Origin of the sequence: Shimia sp. NS0008-38b, assembly GCF_040370365.1 — a bacterium.
Lineage (GTDB): Bacteria > Pseudomonadota > Alphaproteobacteria > Rhodobacterales > Rhodobacteraceae > Shimia.
This window is the reverse complement of sequence record NZ_BAABWQ010000003.1, coordinates 402923-415626: the sequence shown is the minus strand read 5'-3', so window position 1 is coordinate 415626 and position 12704 is coordinate 402923. Positions and strand designations below refer to the sequence as shown.

Sequence of the window (12704 nt, the reverse complement as noted above, 5' to 3'; positions counted from 1 at the left end):
CGTGGTTCAAAGGCGTCCAGCAAGTTCACCAAGATGGCGCATGTCTGTGCCGCAACAGCCCCCGAGCACACGCAGTTGTCTGTGGGTGTGTCGCAGAGCGGCCAGTTGCGCGCCAAATTCGGTTGGGTTGCCAGCATCGAGTTCGGTGGCGTTGTCCAGCTCGGCGTGACTGCAGCGAGAGGCATTGGCGACGATGCCTTGCACCCTATGGGCCCAAGGTGCGTTTGTCAGAACATCTGCGAAATGGTCGGGATGCGCGCAGTTGATCATAAAATAGCTGGCGTACCCATTGGTGGCGGCGTCAACCGCAGTGATTGCCGCTTCCAGCGTGTCTCCTGTGGGCAGGCGCCCGTCCATTTCAACGGTGAAGGCAATGATGCAGGGCAGGCTGTGTGCTTTGGCGGCCTGAAGAATGCCGATGGCCTCGTTGGGGTAGGCGAGCGTATAGCCGGTGATAAGATCTGCTTGGGTGGTGGTCAAAGTGGCGATTTGCGTCGCGTGGTAGGCGGCCGCTTGCTCCGGGGTCATCCGATCTTGCGGAGCGTAGGCGTCTGCCCGAGGGCCTATATTGGCACTGATCAGAGTTGGGACATCGCCCAATGTGCTGCGCGCCTCCACCAAGAAGGCGATGGCGTCGCGATTGGCCTTGTCCAAATCGGCAGCACGATAGCCTATGGCATGGCCGCGATCGGCGTTTGCGACCCATGTGGTGCTCTCAAAGATCACCCCCATGTCGGTGGCTTGGGCCAGTTTGGCCAAGTCCTGAACATATGACAAAAGACGGCGCCGCCCCTCGGCGGTTTCCAAAAGTGGGAAAGACGCGAACCCGGGAAGGTCCACGCCCTGCGTGAAGATCAAATCGGTTTCCATACCTGTGTAAGTCAGGAATAGCTGAGTGCCCTCATGTGGCAACTGGCGGCGCATTTGCGGCTTTCTAAAATGAACACATGCTGCCGTTGGTACCACATTTCGTCGGAGGCCGGTGGACTAGATCGCGCTGTTAGCTGTCCTGCAGCAGAGCCTCACTCACCTCCCAGAGCCGTTCGGCGGCCTCGTCATCGGTGGCATGACCATCCACGCCAAAGAAGCGCGCGGTCGGGCTGTCGGGGTCAGTTGGCGCAGCAATGTTGCAGTCCTCACAATAGACGCCGGGTTTGCCTTCAAGCAGAGGGGAGGTGGCCGCCCAAAGCGTGGTGGCTGCGCCCTGCTCCGGCGTCTTGAAACCTTGCTTGGCCAGCTCTGACGGCGCGCCATCATCGTCCAGCCACCCAAGCGCGATCATTTCTTCTTGCGGTAAGTGACGCTGTAGAGGGGTGAAAATACCACCGGGGTGCACAGAAAAGGCCAATCCGTTTGTCACCTTCAAGCGGCGCGACAGGGCGTTGGCAAACAGGGCGTTGGCGGTTTTGGCTTGGCCGTAAGCCTGCCATTTGTCGTAGTCTGCTTCGATGTATTGGATATCCCCCCAACGCACCGGGGACATTTTATGTGCTGTGGACGAAAGCGTAACAACACGTGGCGCCTTGGCCGCAGACAGCAGGCCCATAATGGCTTGGGTCAGTGCGAAATGTCCCATGTGATTGACGCCGAACTGGCTTTCCCAACCGGGGCCGACACGGCCCATTGGACAGGCCATGATGCCAGCATTGTTGATTAACAGATCAAGGTGAGGGAGTTCAGCCGCAACGGTGTTGGCAAAGCTGGCGATGGAGGGAATGTCGGCCAGATCCATTGTGACCGCCGTGATGTCACCGGCAACATCAGCCAGCGCGGTTTCTGCTTTCTCTGCTGTGCGCACCGGGACAATGACCTTGGCACCTTTGGCGGCCAATGCACGTGTGGTTTCAAGCCCGATGCCGCTGTAGCCGCCGGTGACAATGGCGGTTTTGCCAGTGAGGTCGAGACCGGCTAGCACCTCAGCGGCGGTGGATTTGGCGTGAAATGGAGAGGCGACGGGGACTTGATCTGCTGCACTCATGTGGGGCTCCTTGGACCTGTGTTCGAGCAAAAATGGTGTGATTTTCTAAAGCTGCAATTGCAGATTGTGCCAAACTCGCGTGGGGATGCGATTTACAATGCTTGGGATCGGGCTAGGCTGGACGCACCCAAAAGGAGTGTGGCCATGCAAGTGAGCGCCAATGGCATAATGTTGGAAGTGGAAACCTATGGCCCGAAAGAGGGGGTGCCGCTGGTGTTGATCCGAGGGCTGGGGTCACAGATGGTTCACTGGCCCGTTGAATTGTATGAAGGGCTGGCGGCGCTGGGATATCGTGTGGTGTTGTTTGACAACCGCGACGTGGGATTGTCGCAACGTTGCCCAAGGGGCGGCGTGCCGAGCCGCGCAGAGGAGATCACGACGCTTGCAACCAACGGGGATGTAATGCGCGCGGCCTATACGCTGGATGATATGGCCGATGATGTGCTGGGCGTGATGGAAGCGCTGGGCATCGCGAAAGCGCATCTGTTTGGGATTTCGATGGGGGGTGCGATCACACAAATCTTGTGTCTGGATCATGCGGATCGGGTGTTGAGCGCAACAATTGTGATGACAGCGGCACGGCCGTTGGTCGCACGTGCGCAAGTGGCGGAGATGTTGCCAGCGCTTTTGGCAGAGCCTGTAGACCGGGACACATATGTCGACAATTGGGTGCGTGATGATGCCATCTATGGCAGCCCGGGATTTCCGATGAGTGAGGCAGAACTGCGTGTGCAGGCTGGTCTGGCCTATGAGCGCGGCTTTGATGCCACGGGCATCAACCGGCAAGTCTTGGCGGTGCTCACCGCCCCGGATCGCCGGGCGGGGCTGACCTCGGTTGCCGTGCCTTGTCAGGTGATACACGGCACAGATGACGCGCTGATCCCGGCAGATTTGGGAGCGGAAATTGCCGGGTTGATACCGCGATGTGACTATCATGCCATTGACGGAATGGGCCACGTGATCACCCCCAAGTTGGCACCCATGATGGTGGCGTTGGTGCAGGATTTCATCAGTCGGCGCGCAAGCTGATCGCGGGGCTTGTGTGAAGCCGGTTGCATGCCTATTTTGGATGCGACTTTGATGGAGATTTTATGGCCCGGTCATAAGGGGTGACAGAGCGCGCACCCGTTGCACAAACCAGATTGCAGACTCCGCCTGTTTGGCGGGAGTAGATCGTTTGTGCCGCTTTCTTTTTCTGTTACTTTGCGGCCGAAGCATTCTGTGCGGCCGCTCCATGAAAGTTCATATACAATGACACGGGACTATTCCCAATTTTTGCCAAACGGTGGCGCGGCTTCAGAGCAGCCCAAGCGCACTGTGTTGGATATCCTTGGCTGGCAGTCATACTTCGCGCAGCAGACGGATCTTGAGGTTTTGGCCGCGACGCCGCCGGTGCGGGTGGTGGAAGTGCACCGCAATGGCTTGCAAGTGCGCGGTGACGGTGTTGACGCGCTGGTGCCGCCGGGGCCGGATGCAACGGTGGGCGATTGGTTGCTCTACGACGCTGAGCTGCCCAGCCGCAGCGCAGTTTTGGAGCGCAAGAGCCTGTTTAAACGGCGCGCGGCAGGACATGATCGCAGCATTCAGATGATTGCGGCCAATGTGGACACAGCCTTTGTGGTCACCAGCTGCAACAACGACTTCAATGTTGCGCGGCTGGAACGGTTTCTGGCGCTGGCGTTTGAGGCCGATGTGACGCCAGTTATTTTGCTGACAAAGGCGGATTTGTGCGAAGACACAGAACCCTTTGTCATCGAAGCCCAGCGGATATCAGATCGCGTGCCTGTGGTTTTGCTCAATGCCAAAAGTGAAGAGCCTTTGGCGAAACTGGCGGACTGGTGCGCGCCGGGGCAGACAATTGCCTTTCTGGGCACCTCTGGTGTGGGGAAATCCACGCTGGTGAATGCCCTGTTTGGCAGCGAGCAAGCCGCAACCGGTGCGATCCGTGAGGAAGATGCACGGGGACGACACACCACCACGCGGCGACAGTTGCATTTCACCGATGACGGTCTGGCGGTTCTGGACACGCCGGGCATGCGGGAGTTGCAGCTGGCAGAGGCGGGTGATGGGCTGGCGGATCTTTTTGCAGATGTTGTGGAGCTGGCAGGCCAGTGTAAGTTCCGTGACTGCGCGCATGAGAGCGAGCCGGGCTGTGCGGTGCAAGCCGCGATTGCGACAGGCACATTGGACGCCGCACGCCTGGAGCGGTGGCGCAAGTTGGAAGCGGAGGAGCGGCACAACACCGCGTCGTTGGCGGAGAAGCGCGCCTATGACAAAAACTTCGGCAAAATGATCAAGACTGTGACCAAAGCGCACAAAGGCCGCAAAGGGCGGCGTTGAGCACATTCACATTTAAGTGATCCTAAGTCGGCGTGCGGAGTGATCCGTGCGCCGTTTACGCGCGTAAATATCCCACTTGACCAGCGACGGGAGGCGCGGATCACATGGTGCATAGGACAGCAGTTCTGAGGACGACACTGCGCGACCGCGCGTTGATGGTTTTACTATCAGGTGCGCTTGTCATCGGATGGGTGGCGTGCGCACGCGCAGACACAAACCCTGAGGCCGCGCCGGAAGTGCGGGGCCTGTTGGGGCAACCTCAGGCATTGGGAGCAGGTCAGTTTCGCTATCTGGGCCTCAAGGTCTACGACGCGCAGATGTTTGCGCCGCGCGGGCAGGGGTTCTCTCGAGAGGGTCTGTATGCGTTGGAAATTGAATATGCCCGCAAAATAAAGCGGGGGGTTCTGATCAAAGCGTCTCTCAACGAACTAAAGCGCATTGAAGGGCCTCAGTCTGATCATACTGATATCCTTGAAAAACTGACGGTTTGTTACCGCGATATCCGCCCCGGAGATCGCATTGTTGCTGCGCCAAAATCCAAAGATGCGCTGAATTTTTGGGTCAATGGTGCTCAAACATGCACATTGCGCCATCGTGACATTCGAGACCGCTATATGGCGATTTGGCTGAGTGAAAAAGCCAGAGATCGGCAATTTGCGCGGCAAGTCATGGCCGAACAAAATTAACCTGCTTGGGCTCCCCCAGCTGAGCGGCACCGTACCCCGTTCTTCGCGGTGCTTCTTAAAGCGGTATCATTTTGTTCAAGGCCTGGCCAATCAGGCGTCGGGGTTGGTCCTGCCGTCGTCTGAGGGCCAGCGCGCGGCTGGGAAGGCTTGCTCCTCCTAGCCGCGCGTGTCACCTAGGCCCGATGAAACTTTTGTTCTTAACCACCGTCACGATGATGGCGTTTGCGGCGAACTCTGTGCTGAACCGGGCCGCCGTGGGCACGGGAGACATGGACGCGCTGAGTTTTGGCGTTGTGCGGCTGGTGGCGGGCGCCGTGGCCTTGGCGGCGCTTGTCGTGTGGCAAAACCGTGGATTTGCTTTTGGCGGCGCTGGGCGCGGTGTGTCAGTGGCGGGGTTGCTGATCTATATTTTCGGGTTTTCGCTGGCCTACCGTGGGTTGGACGCAGGCTTGGGCGCGCTGATCCTATTTGGCGTGGTGCAGATGACCATGTTTGGCGGTGCGATCGCCGCGCGAGAAGCGGTGCCAACCGCGCGCTGGCTGGGCGCGGGCTTGGCTTTGGCCGGATTGGTCTGGCTGCTTACTCCGGGCGATGGTGCCGCGATCTCTGTCACTCATGCAGGTGCGATGGCTTTGGCTGGGTTTGGTTGGGGGCTCTACTCGTTGCAAGGGCGCAAAGAGGTGGACGCGACACAAGCCACAGCCATGAACTTTATTTTTGCCGCGCCGGTGGCCGTTGTCGTCTTCGTGCTGCTGAGTGCGGAGAGCACAATCACAGGGGCAGGTCTGGCTTTGGCGATTGTGTCCGGCGTGATCACCTCGGGTGCTGGATATGCGTTGTGGTACGCAATCCTGCCAGACCTTGGCGCAAGCCGCGCCGCGGTGGCGCAATTGACGGTGCCGGTGATCGCCATGGCGGGGGGGATGGTGTTCTTGTCAGAGCCACTGACCATGCGATTTGTAGGGGCCGCCGTCTTGGTGATCGGCGGCGTTTTGGTGTCGATGCGCAAGAGCTGAACGTTCGGTTCTGACAGGTTTAGGCTGGCTCAAAGTGCGCTTGGTTTGAGCAGCAATTCCAATGGATCATAGCGCATCTCGTTGTCCCATGCGACCTCCGGCAAGCTCAGCGGGCGGAAGTTTATGGTCGCCAATTCGGCACGGGTGAAGAAGCGCCGTTTGGAGACGATGTTTTCGGGGTCTTGCCATGTGCTGGTCAGCGCGCCGGACGTGATGGTGCAGCGGAAAAACAGATCAACTTGATGAAATTTGAGCTCAGGGTCGTGAAATTCGTTGATCAGGCAGGGGGCTCCCACAGCGACGGTGAGACCGGTCTCCTCATGCACTTCGCGGGCCAAATTGTCATGTAGGCTGCTGTGGTTTTCCACACCGCCACCGGGCGCGCACCACAGATCGCTTTGCCCTTCCGGGTAGGCGTTGACCAGCAAGAGACGGTTGTTGTGCACAATAATGGCGCGGGCGGCGAGGCGGGGTGTCGGCATGATACTGCTTTCCGCAAGGTTTGTGCTTTTGTAGACGGGCGCGACAGCCTATCTCAAGGGTATGAGACGGATTGGCCAAATTATTGCGATATTTTTTCTATTGTTGCCCGGCGTGGCGCAAGCAGAAGAACAGAACGTGTCCGCGCCGCAGGAATGTGTTGTGTTGCTGCACGGGCTTGCGCGCACGGAAAACTCGTTTGTGCTGATGCAATTGGCGCTGGAGCGCTATGGCTTCAAAGTGGTGCGGCTTGGGTATCCTTCAACCGAAGACGAGATCGCAACGCTGGCAGACACCACCTTGCCCAAGGCTGTTGCACAGTGCGGCTGGACAAAGGTTCATTTTGTGACCCATTCCATGGGGGGCATTCTGACGCGTGTGTGGTTGCAAGACCATCGCCCGCCAGAATTGGGGCGTGTGGTGATGTTAGGGCCACCCAATCAGGGCAGCGAGTTGGTCGATGAGTTCAGTTTTCTGCCCGCGTTTGAGTGGATGAGCGGCCCGGCCGGCATGCAGCTTGGCACAGATGGGTTGCCAGCGCATTTGCCACCCGTTGACTTTGAGTTGGGAGTGATCGCGGGAGACAGATCGCTGAACCCATATTACAGCAGCCTGATTGAAGGGCCCGATGACGGCAAAGTGTCCGTTGAGAGCACCAAAGTGGACGGCATGGCGGATCACATCGTATTGCCGGTGACCCATACGTTTATGATGAACAATCCACTGGTGATTTTGCAGGTGCGTGAATTTCTGACGGAGGGGGCATTTGACCACGATTTGAGCTTGATCGATGCAGAGGTTGCGTTGCGCGAAGCACAGCGTCTGGTAGAGGGTCAAGACGTGGAAGGCTCAGTGGAAAATTGATGTGGCACGCGCCGGTGTGGTTGGAGACCTTACAACAATGAGCAATGTGGTGTTCAAACCGCTGGCGCAGACGCCTCGGCCTCTGCTGATTGAGCAATTGAATGATGCGCGGGTGATCGCGCATTTGCCGCTGCTTCATGGGGTTTTTGACGATGCGGCTTTGGATCGATTTCTGGAGATCAAGGCCGCGCGTTGGGAACAGGACGGTTTGGGCCACTGGGCGTTTTGGCGTGACGGCGTGTTTTTAGGCTGGGGCGGCTTTGAAAAAGAAGATGACGTGTGGGATTTTGGCTTGGTGCTGATGCCTGACGCATTTGGCCAGGGGGCGGCAATCACGCGCCAAGCCTTGGCGTTTGCCAGAACGGAACCATGCATCGACACGGTGCAGTTTTTGCTGGCCCCAACGCGTCGTTCGATGCGCGCCTTGCAGCGCATTGGGGCACGGGAGGCCGGGGAGATCCGCCACGGCGGGCAGATCTTCCGGCGTTTCCTGCTGAACGTGGCGGATTAGTCGCCGCGTGTGATGCTGTTGACGTGGCCCATTTTGCGTCCCGGCTTGGTCTCGGCTTTGCCATAGAGATGCACGGCTGTGTCCGCTTGATTCAAGAGCGCTGGCAATCGGTCAACATCATCGCCAATCAAATTTTCCATCACAACGTCACTGTGACGCTGGCCATCTCCAAGAGGCAAACCAGTGATGGCGCGAATGTGCTGTTCGAATTGGTCCACGGTGCAGCCGTTTTGAGTCCAGTGGCCAGAATTGTGCACGCGCGGCGCAATTTCGTTCACAATCAGCCCCTCTGGCGTGACAAAGAGCTCAACCCCCATGACCCCCACATATCCGAGCTTGTTCAGAATGTTGGCGGCCAGCAGTACGGCGTCCATACGTTGGCTTGCTGTCAGGCGGGCGGGCACGGTGGTGGTGCGCAGGATGCCGTCAGCATGCACGTTTTCGCCGGGATCAAAGCAGGCGACTTGGCCGTCAAGGCCACGTGCGGCGATCACAGACACTTCGTGGGAGAAATCAACAAAGCCTTCCAGCAGCGCGGGAGCGCCCGCCATATCGGCCAAGGCTGTGTCGGCATCCTCGAGTGTTTTGAGCCGCGCCTGCCCCTTGCCGTCATAGCCAAAGCGGCGGGTCTTCAGGATCGATGGCGCTCCGATTGAGGCGACCGCCTCTGCCATGGTCTCAGCGCTGGTGACATCCGCAAAGGGTGCGGTTTTCAGCCCGAGGTCTTGTAGAAAGTGCTTTTCTGTCAGCCGGTCCTGAGAGATGCGCAAGGCATCGCGGTTGGGGTGGATTGGGCAATGAGCCTCTAGGATATCCAAAGCGGAGGTGGGGATGTTTTCAAACTCATAGGTGATCACATCCACCGCATCGGCAAAGGCGCGCAGGGCTTCTGCGTCATCATAGCTTTTTTGAAAATGATAGTTGGCCACGTGACTGGCTGGGCAATCCGCACCCGGTTCATACACACAGGTTTTGTAGCCCAAGCGGGAGGCTGCAACAGAAAGCATGCGGCCCAGTTGGCCACCGCCGAGAATGCCAATGGTGGCGCCTGGTTTGAGTGCCTCAATCATCTTGGGGCTCATCAGGGATGGAGGCCGACAGTGCATCACGCCATGCGTCAAGCCGTGTGGCCAACGCCGGATCCTGCAAGGCAAGGATGCCAGCCGCCATCAGGCCCGCGTTCGCAGCGCCCGCCGCGCCAATGGCCATGGTGGCCACAGGAAAGCCTTTGGGCATTTGTACAATTGAGTAGAGACTGTCGACGCCTGACAGCGCACGGGTCTGTACTGGTACGCCGACAACAGGGACGCGGGTTTTGGACGCCATCATGCCGGGCAGATGTGCGGCACCGCCTGCCCCTGCGATGATCACCTGCAGCCCGCGATCTGCCGCTGCCTTGCCATAAGACCACAAGCGGTCGGGCGTGCGATGGGCAGAGACGATCTTTTTCTCGTAAGAAATGCCAAGCGCGTCGAGGATGGTCGCCGCTTCTTTCATCGTGGGCCAATCGGATTGGCTGCCCATGATGATGCCAACTTGAGGTGTGTCCGTCATTTGCGCCTCTGAGATGAGAATTTGGCCTGCGTTATAGACGGTTCCCCAGTTTAAGCAATGCGGCGACGCCAGTGGGCCAAGTCCGGTGCATTACATCGCCGCCTTTGCGTATCAGTTGGGCACTATGGCGGCAGGGCTCTGTGGCAAAAACGCAAAAGCACCTTGCTGGAGGGCAAGGTGCTTTGCAAAATTGCGAGGGGTGTGGGGGCTTAAGCCGCCGCCTTTAGAACGATGCCATTGCGTTTCGCGATGAAGGCGGCGCGGCGCGCGCCGCGGGCCCAAGGCATTTGAGGGGCATCGGTTTTGGATGCGGCGACGACGGATTTGATAAAGCGGCTCTGAGTTTTCATGTCTGCTCTCCTAGAATTGATCTTGGCCTCTGCGGGCCTATTGTTTCCAACTTGAGATCAGTCTCGTGCCGAATTGGGGCGGAGATGGGGCAGGATTGGTCAGATTTTAGGAAAATAGAGAGACAGTTTTGCGTTCTTTGTAATTTGTTAAGACTTACAGGCGGATGCAGGAGATGAGGCGTCCGTAGTCGGCTTCTTTGGCATGGGTGGCGCGGCGGAAAGAGTAAAACCGGTCCGCGTCAGAATAGGTGCAATGGCGCGTCCATTCTGCCTCGCCGACACCTGCGGTGCGCAGTCGGTGCAGCCCATAAGCAGGCAAGTCAAACATCATCCGATCTCCTTCGCCCGCTGTGAAGAACCGGTTGTTGTCTGGGGTGCTTGCCACGAAGGCGTCCAAAAACTCGGGGCCAACCTCATAGGCGCTTTGGCTGATTGACGGACCAATGGTGGCACAGATGTTTTCGCGTGTGGCGCCAAGGGCCTCCATGGCTTCCACGGTGCTTTCAAGAACACCCTCAAGGGCGCCGCGCCATCCGGCATGGGCGGCACCAATCACGCCTGCCTCAGAATCAGCAAACAGCACCGGCTGACAGTCGGCGGTGAGAATCGCCAAGGCCACGCCGGGTGTTGCGGTGACAATCGCATCTGCGCGAGGGCGTGTGCCGGTGATCGGCCCAGTTGCGGTCACCACATCTGCGGAATGGATTTGATGCACGTTGGCGAGATGGGAGATGTCGACATCCATCGCCTCTGCCACACGTTTGCGGTTTATCTCAACGATTTCGGTTTGATCAGAGCTGCCAACGCCACAATTGAGCCCATGGAACACTCCGGATGACGCACCGCCACGGCGGGTAAAGAAACCGTGGTGCATAGGGGCGAGCAAATCCGAAGTCAGAATTTCGAGCGTCATGTTGGGCATCCTGGTGGGGGTGTGCCGTTTGGCGGAAACAGCGCGAGCACTTTGAACAGGTTTCCCATTTCTTCAGGGTGCGTCAAGCGGCGATGTGCGGCAATGTGGCTGTTCAGGGCTGGGCCTTCGAGACGGTTGGCAAGCGCTTGGGCGCGGGGTGTGATGCCCAGCTGTTCAAGGAACACGCCTTGGGGGGTCAGCGGAGCATGGGCACAAGGTGCCGCCTGTGCGATGGCCTCAAAGTCGACATGGGCGGTGAGGTCGCTTTCCCCCGGTGCCGCAAGTGGCGCGACGAACGCATGACTTTTGAGTGCCTGTAGCGTGTCACCTTTGGAGCGCCAGTCGCCGTAATCGATCAGCAGCGCCGCGCCGCCGTGATCGCGAATGCGCCCCCCTATTTGAGCGGCGGTGGTGATGGCTGGGGCGCAGGTTTCTACAATCATGTCTTTGACGGTGTCTGTGAGCCGGTGTTCCAGATGTGGTTGTGGCAATTCGGGCCCAAAGGCAAAGGTCAGTGCGCCCTCCCGCATGGCAATCAGGCGCTCGTGCCAGCCTTCGCCGCCCCGTTGGAATTGACGGATGGGCAGGGCGTCAAAGAACTCATTGGCAATCAGATACAGGGGCTGCTCGGGCAGGGTGTCGATGCTGTTGTGCCATGTCACGTCGGTGTTGATGGTGGCGCGCTGCATCTCGCGCAATGTTGGCGAGGCCTCGACCAAATGGACGTGGATCGCGTCGTGAAATCCGGGCACCGCACGGGTGGCGCGCAGGATGTCCGCCATCAGCGTGCCGCGTCCGGGACCAAGTTCCGCAAGCGTGCAGGGGCTGGGCGCGCCTTGGTCGAGCCACGCCTGTGCAAGCGAGAGGCCGATCAGCTCGCCAAACATCTGGCTGATTTCCGGCGCTGTGGTGAAATCGCCCTCTGCGCCAAGCGGATCGCGGGTCGTGTAGTAACCCAAAGTGGGGTGCAGCAGGCTTTCGGCCATGAAGTCGGCAACGGTCATAGGGCCGTGCGCCTCGATCCGGGCGAGCAGATGTTTGGCTAACGTCGTCATGTGCGGCGGGCGCGGACGATCAGATAGGCGCCAAGGGCGATCATCGGCAGGGACAACAGCTGTCCCATGGTGAAACCGTAGCCGTTGAGGTGCAGTGCAAGGCCCAGTGGGTTGCCGGGGGTGATGAATTGCGCATCGGGCTGGCGGAAGAATTCGACGATAAAACGTGCAAGACCGTAGCCAGCAAAGAAGGTGCCGGTGAGGGTGCCTGGAGCTTTGAGCGCGCCGCGGCGGTAGGCGAGGTAGAGCATCAGGGTGCCAAGGATCAGCCCTTCCATCAGGGCTTCGTATAGCTGAGAGGGATGACGTGCACAGAGCGCGGCGAGCTGGCCACAGTCTTGCGCCGCTTGGCCGGGGAAGATCACCCCCCATGGCACATCCGTGGGACGGCCCCAAAGCTCGGCGTTGATGAAATTGGCGATACGACCCAGAAACAGGCCAATGGGCACGCCAAGCGCCATGGCGTCGCCGACTTGCAGTTTGATCAAGTTGTGTTTGTGGCAATAGAACCAACCGGCCACAATCACGCCCATCATCCCGCCATGAAACGACATGCCGCCGTCCCAAATACGGACGATATCGAGCGGATTGGCGAGGTAGAAGGCGGGTTTGTAGAAGATTACATAGCCCAAACGGCCGCCAGCGATCACGCCTAAGATCACCCAGCTCAGCAGGTCTTCGATTTGACGCGCGGTGATTGGCGCGGTGTCATTGGGCCAAAGCGCGGCGCGGTTGACGGTGGTGACCACGATGCGCCAGCCAATAAGGATGCCAACGATATAGGCCAATGCGTACCAACGCAGCGCGAACTCCATACCAAACAGGGAGACGGAGAAGATTTCTGGCGAAACATTTGGAAACTGCATCTGGCCGCTTTCTGGCATATGGATTTGCGCCACAAGTGGCCTTGAGCGCGCGACAAAGTCAACCTTGTGTCTGCGCGCGTTGGTGCCCATA

At 58.9% G+C, this 12704-nt stretch carries 15 protein-coding genes; 6 read left to right on the top strand and 9 right to left on the bottom strand.

Translation table 11 applies throughout. The features are described 5' to 3' along the window. Window positions 1-6: 6 nt before the first annotated feature. Entirely contained in the window at window positions 7-924 is a 918-nt protein-coding gene (locus ABWV47_RS14110; RefSeq protein ID WP_353312881.1) for a homocysteine S-methyltransferase family protein, read from the bottom strand. A 76-nt stretch (window positions 925-1000) separates the two neighbouring features. Continuing rightward, entirely contained in the window at window positions 1001-1978 is a 978-nt protein-coding gene (locus tag ABWV47_RS14105; RefSeq protein ID WP_353312879.1) for an oxidoreductase, read from the bottom strand. 144 nt (window positions 1979-2122) lie between these two features. Between ABWV47_RS14105 and ABWV47_RS14100 the strand changes: the two genes are divergently transcribed. The 4 genes from ABWV47_RS14100 to ABWV47_RS14085 all read left to right on the top strand — a co-directional run bounded on the left by ABWV47_RS14100 (window position 2123) and on the right by ABWV47_RS14085 (window position 6020). Then, the gene (locus ABWV47_RS14100; protein WP_353312877.1) at window positions 2123-3007 is read left to right on the top strand and encodes an alpha/beta fold hydrolase; all 885 of its coding nucleotides are present in this window, start codon (window positions 2123-2125) and stop codon (window positions 3005-3007) included. Window positions 3008-3229: 222 nt separating this feature from the next. After that, a complete protein-coding gene (gene rsgA / locus ABWV47_RS14095) occupies window positions 3230-4318 on the top strand; it encodes a ribosome small subunit-dependent GTPase A (RefSeq protein ID WP_353312875.1) in 1089 nt (362 codons plus the stop codon). Window positions 4319-4422: 104 nt separating this feature from the next. Next, entirely contained in the window at window positions 4423-5004 is a 582-nt protein-coding gene (locus ABWV47_RS14090) for a hypothetical protein (RefSeq protein ID WP_353312873.1), read from the top strand. Window positions 5005-5186: 182 nt separating this feature from the next. Continuing rightward, window positions 5187-6020, top strand: a complete 834-nt coding sequence (locus ABWV47_RS14085) for a DMT family transporter (RefSeq protein WP_353312871.1) — start codon at window positions 5187-5189, stop codon at window positions 6018-6020. A 29-nt stretch (window positions 6021-6049) separates the two neighbouring features. On the opposite strand, the gene ABWV47_RS14080 is transcribed toward ABWV47_RS14085, so the two are convergent. Next, window positions 6050-6502 carry an NUDIX domain-containing protein gene (locus tag ABWV47_RS14080; RefSeq protein WP_353312869.1) on the bottom strand — a complete coding sequence of 151 codons (453 nt, stop codon included), beginning with the start codon at window positions 6500-6502 and terminating at the stop codon, window positions 6050-6052. Between the two features lie 61 nt (window positions 6503-6563). Here ABWV47_RS14080 and ABWV47_RS14075 point away from each other — a divergent pair, with 61 nt between their 5' ends. Further along, window positions 6564-7364 carry an alpha/beta fold hydrolase gene (locus ABWV47_RS14075; protein WP_502959708.1) on the top strand — a complete coding sequence of 267 codons (801 nt, stop codon included), beginning with the start codon at window positions 6564-6566 and terminating at the stop codon, window positions 7362-7364. Between the two features lie 37 nt (window positions 7365-7401). Further along, window positions 7402-7875: a GNAT family N-acetyltransferase gene (locus ABWV47_RS14070; RefSeq protein WP_353312865.1), complete on the top strand. Its 474-nt coding sequence runs from the start codon at window positions 7402-7404 to the stop codon at window positions 7873-7875. Here the strand turns inward: ABWV47_RS14070 and ABWV47_RS14065 are convergent. The 6 genes from ABWV47_RS14065 to lgt all read right to left on the bottom strand — a co-directional run bounded on the left by ABWV47_RS14065 (window position 7872) and on the right by lgt (window position 12631). Continuing rightward, the gene (locus ABWV47_RS14065) at window positions 7872-8945 is read right to left on the bottom strand and encodes a 5-(carboxyamino)imidazole ribonucleotide synthase (RefSeq protein ID WP_353312863.1); all 1074 of its coding nucleotides are present in this window, start codon (window positions 8943-8945) and stop codon (window positions 7872-7874) included. The two genes, ABWV47_RS14070 and ABWV47_RS14065, sit on opposite strands and share 4 nt — an antisense overlap. Continuing rightward, a complete protein-coding gene (purE, locus tag ABWV47_RS14060; RefSeq protein ID WP_353312861.1) occupies window positions 8938-9429 on the bottom strand; it encodes a 5-(carboxyamino)imidazole ribonucleotide mutase in 492 nt (163 codons plus the stop codon). Before purE ends, ABWV47_RS14065 begins: the two co-directional genes overlap by 8 nt. 209 nt (window positions 9430-9638) lie before the next feature. Continuing rightward, window positions 9639-9779 (bottom strand): hypothetical protein, encoded by a 141-nt coding sequence (locus ABWV47_RS14055; protein WP_353312859.1) that lies wholly within the window; start codon window positions 9777-9779, stop codon window positions 9639-9641. Between the two features lie 154 nt (window positions 9780-9933). Then, complete coding sequence (gene pgeF / locus ABWV47_RS14050; RefSeq protein WP_353312857.1) at window positions 9934-10692, bottom strand: peptidoglycan editing factor PgeF; 759 nt, start codon at window positions 10690-10692, stop codon at window positions 9934-9936. After that, a complete protein-coding gene (locus ABWV47_RS14045; RefSeq protein WP_353312855.1) occupies window positions 10689-11747 on the bottom strand; it encodes a class I SAM-dependent methyltransferase in 1059 nt (352 codons plus the stop codon). Before ABWV47_RS14045 ends, pgeF begins: the two co-directional genes overlap by 4 nt. Continuing rightward, a complete protein-coding gene (gene lgt / locus ABWV47_RS14040) occupies window positions 11744-12631 on the bottom strand; it encodes a prolipoprotein diacylglyceryl transferase (protein ID WP_502959715.1) in 888 nt (295 codons plus the stop codon). Before lgt ends, ABWV47_RS14045 begins: the two co-directional genes overlap by 4 nt. Window positions 12632-12704 lie beyond the last annotated feature (73 nt).

Excerpts from the sequence above, each read along its gene's own strand:
- ABWV47_RS14090 (WP_353312873.1), top strand. The coding sequence starts at position 4,423 with ATGGTGCATAGGACAGCAGTTCTGAGGACGACACTGCGCGACCGCGCG.
- ABWV47_RS14055 (WP_353312859.1), bottom strand. The coding sequence starts at position 9,779 with ATGAAAACTCAGAGCCGCTTTATCAAATCCGTCGTCGCCGCATCCAAA.
- ABWV47_RS14045 (WP_353312855.1), bottom strand. The coding sequence starts at position 11,747 with ATGACGACGTTAGCCAAACATCTGCTCGCCCGGATCGAGGCGCACGGC.
- pgeF (WP_353312857.1), bottom strand. The coding sequence starts at position 10,692 with ATGACGCTCGAAATTCTGACTTCGGATTTGCTCGCCCCTATGCACCAC.
- ABWV47_RS14070 (WP_353312865.1), top strand. The coding sequence starts at position 7,402 with ATGAGCAATGTGGTGTTCAAACCGCTGGCGCAGACGCCTCGGCCTCTG.
- ABWV47_RS14075 (WP_502959708.1), top strand. The coding sequence starts at position 6,564 with ATGAGACGGATTGGCCAAATTATTGCGATATTTTTTCTATTGTTGCCC.
- ABWV47_RS14110 (WP_353312881.1), bottom strand. The coding sequence starts at position 924 with ATGCGCCGCCAGTTGCCACATGAGGGCACTCAGCTATTCCTGACTTAC.
- ABWV47_RS14065 (WP_353312863.1), bottom strand. The coding sequence starts at position 8,945 with ATGATTGAGGCACTCAAACCAGGCGCCACCATTGGCATTCTCGGCGGT.
- lgt (WP_502959715.1), bottom strand. The coding sequence starts at position 12,631 with ATGCCAGAAAGCGGCCAGATGCAGTTTCCAAATGTTTCGCCAGAAATC.
- ABWV47_RS14085 (WP_353312871.1), top strand. The coding sequence starts at position 5,187 with ATGAAACTTTTGTTCTTAACCACCGTCACGATGATGGCGTTTGCGGCG.
- ABWV47_RS14080 (WP_353312869.1), bottom strand. The coding sequence starts at position 6,502 with ATGCCGACACCCCGCCTCGCCGCCCGCGCCATTATTGTGCACAACAAC.
- ABWV47_RS14100 (WP_353312877.1), top strand. The coding sequence starts at position 2,123 with ATGCAAGTGAGCGCCAATGGCATAATGTTGGAAGTGGAAACCTATGGC.
- rsgA (WP_353312875.1), top strand. The coding sequence starts at position 3,230 with ATGACACGGGACTATTCCCAATTTTTGCCAAACGGTGGCGCGGCTTCA.
- ABWV47_RS14105 (WP_353312879.1), bottom strand. The coding sequence starts at position 1,978 with ATGAGTGCAGCAGATCAAGTCCCCGTCGCCTCTCCATTTCACGCCAAA.
- purE (WP_353312861.1), bottom strand. The coding sequence starts at position 9,429 with ATGACGGACACACCTCAAGTTGGCATCATCATGGGCAGCCAATCCGAT.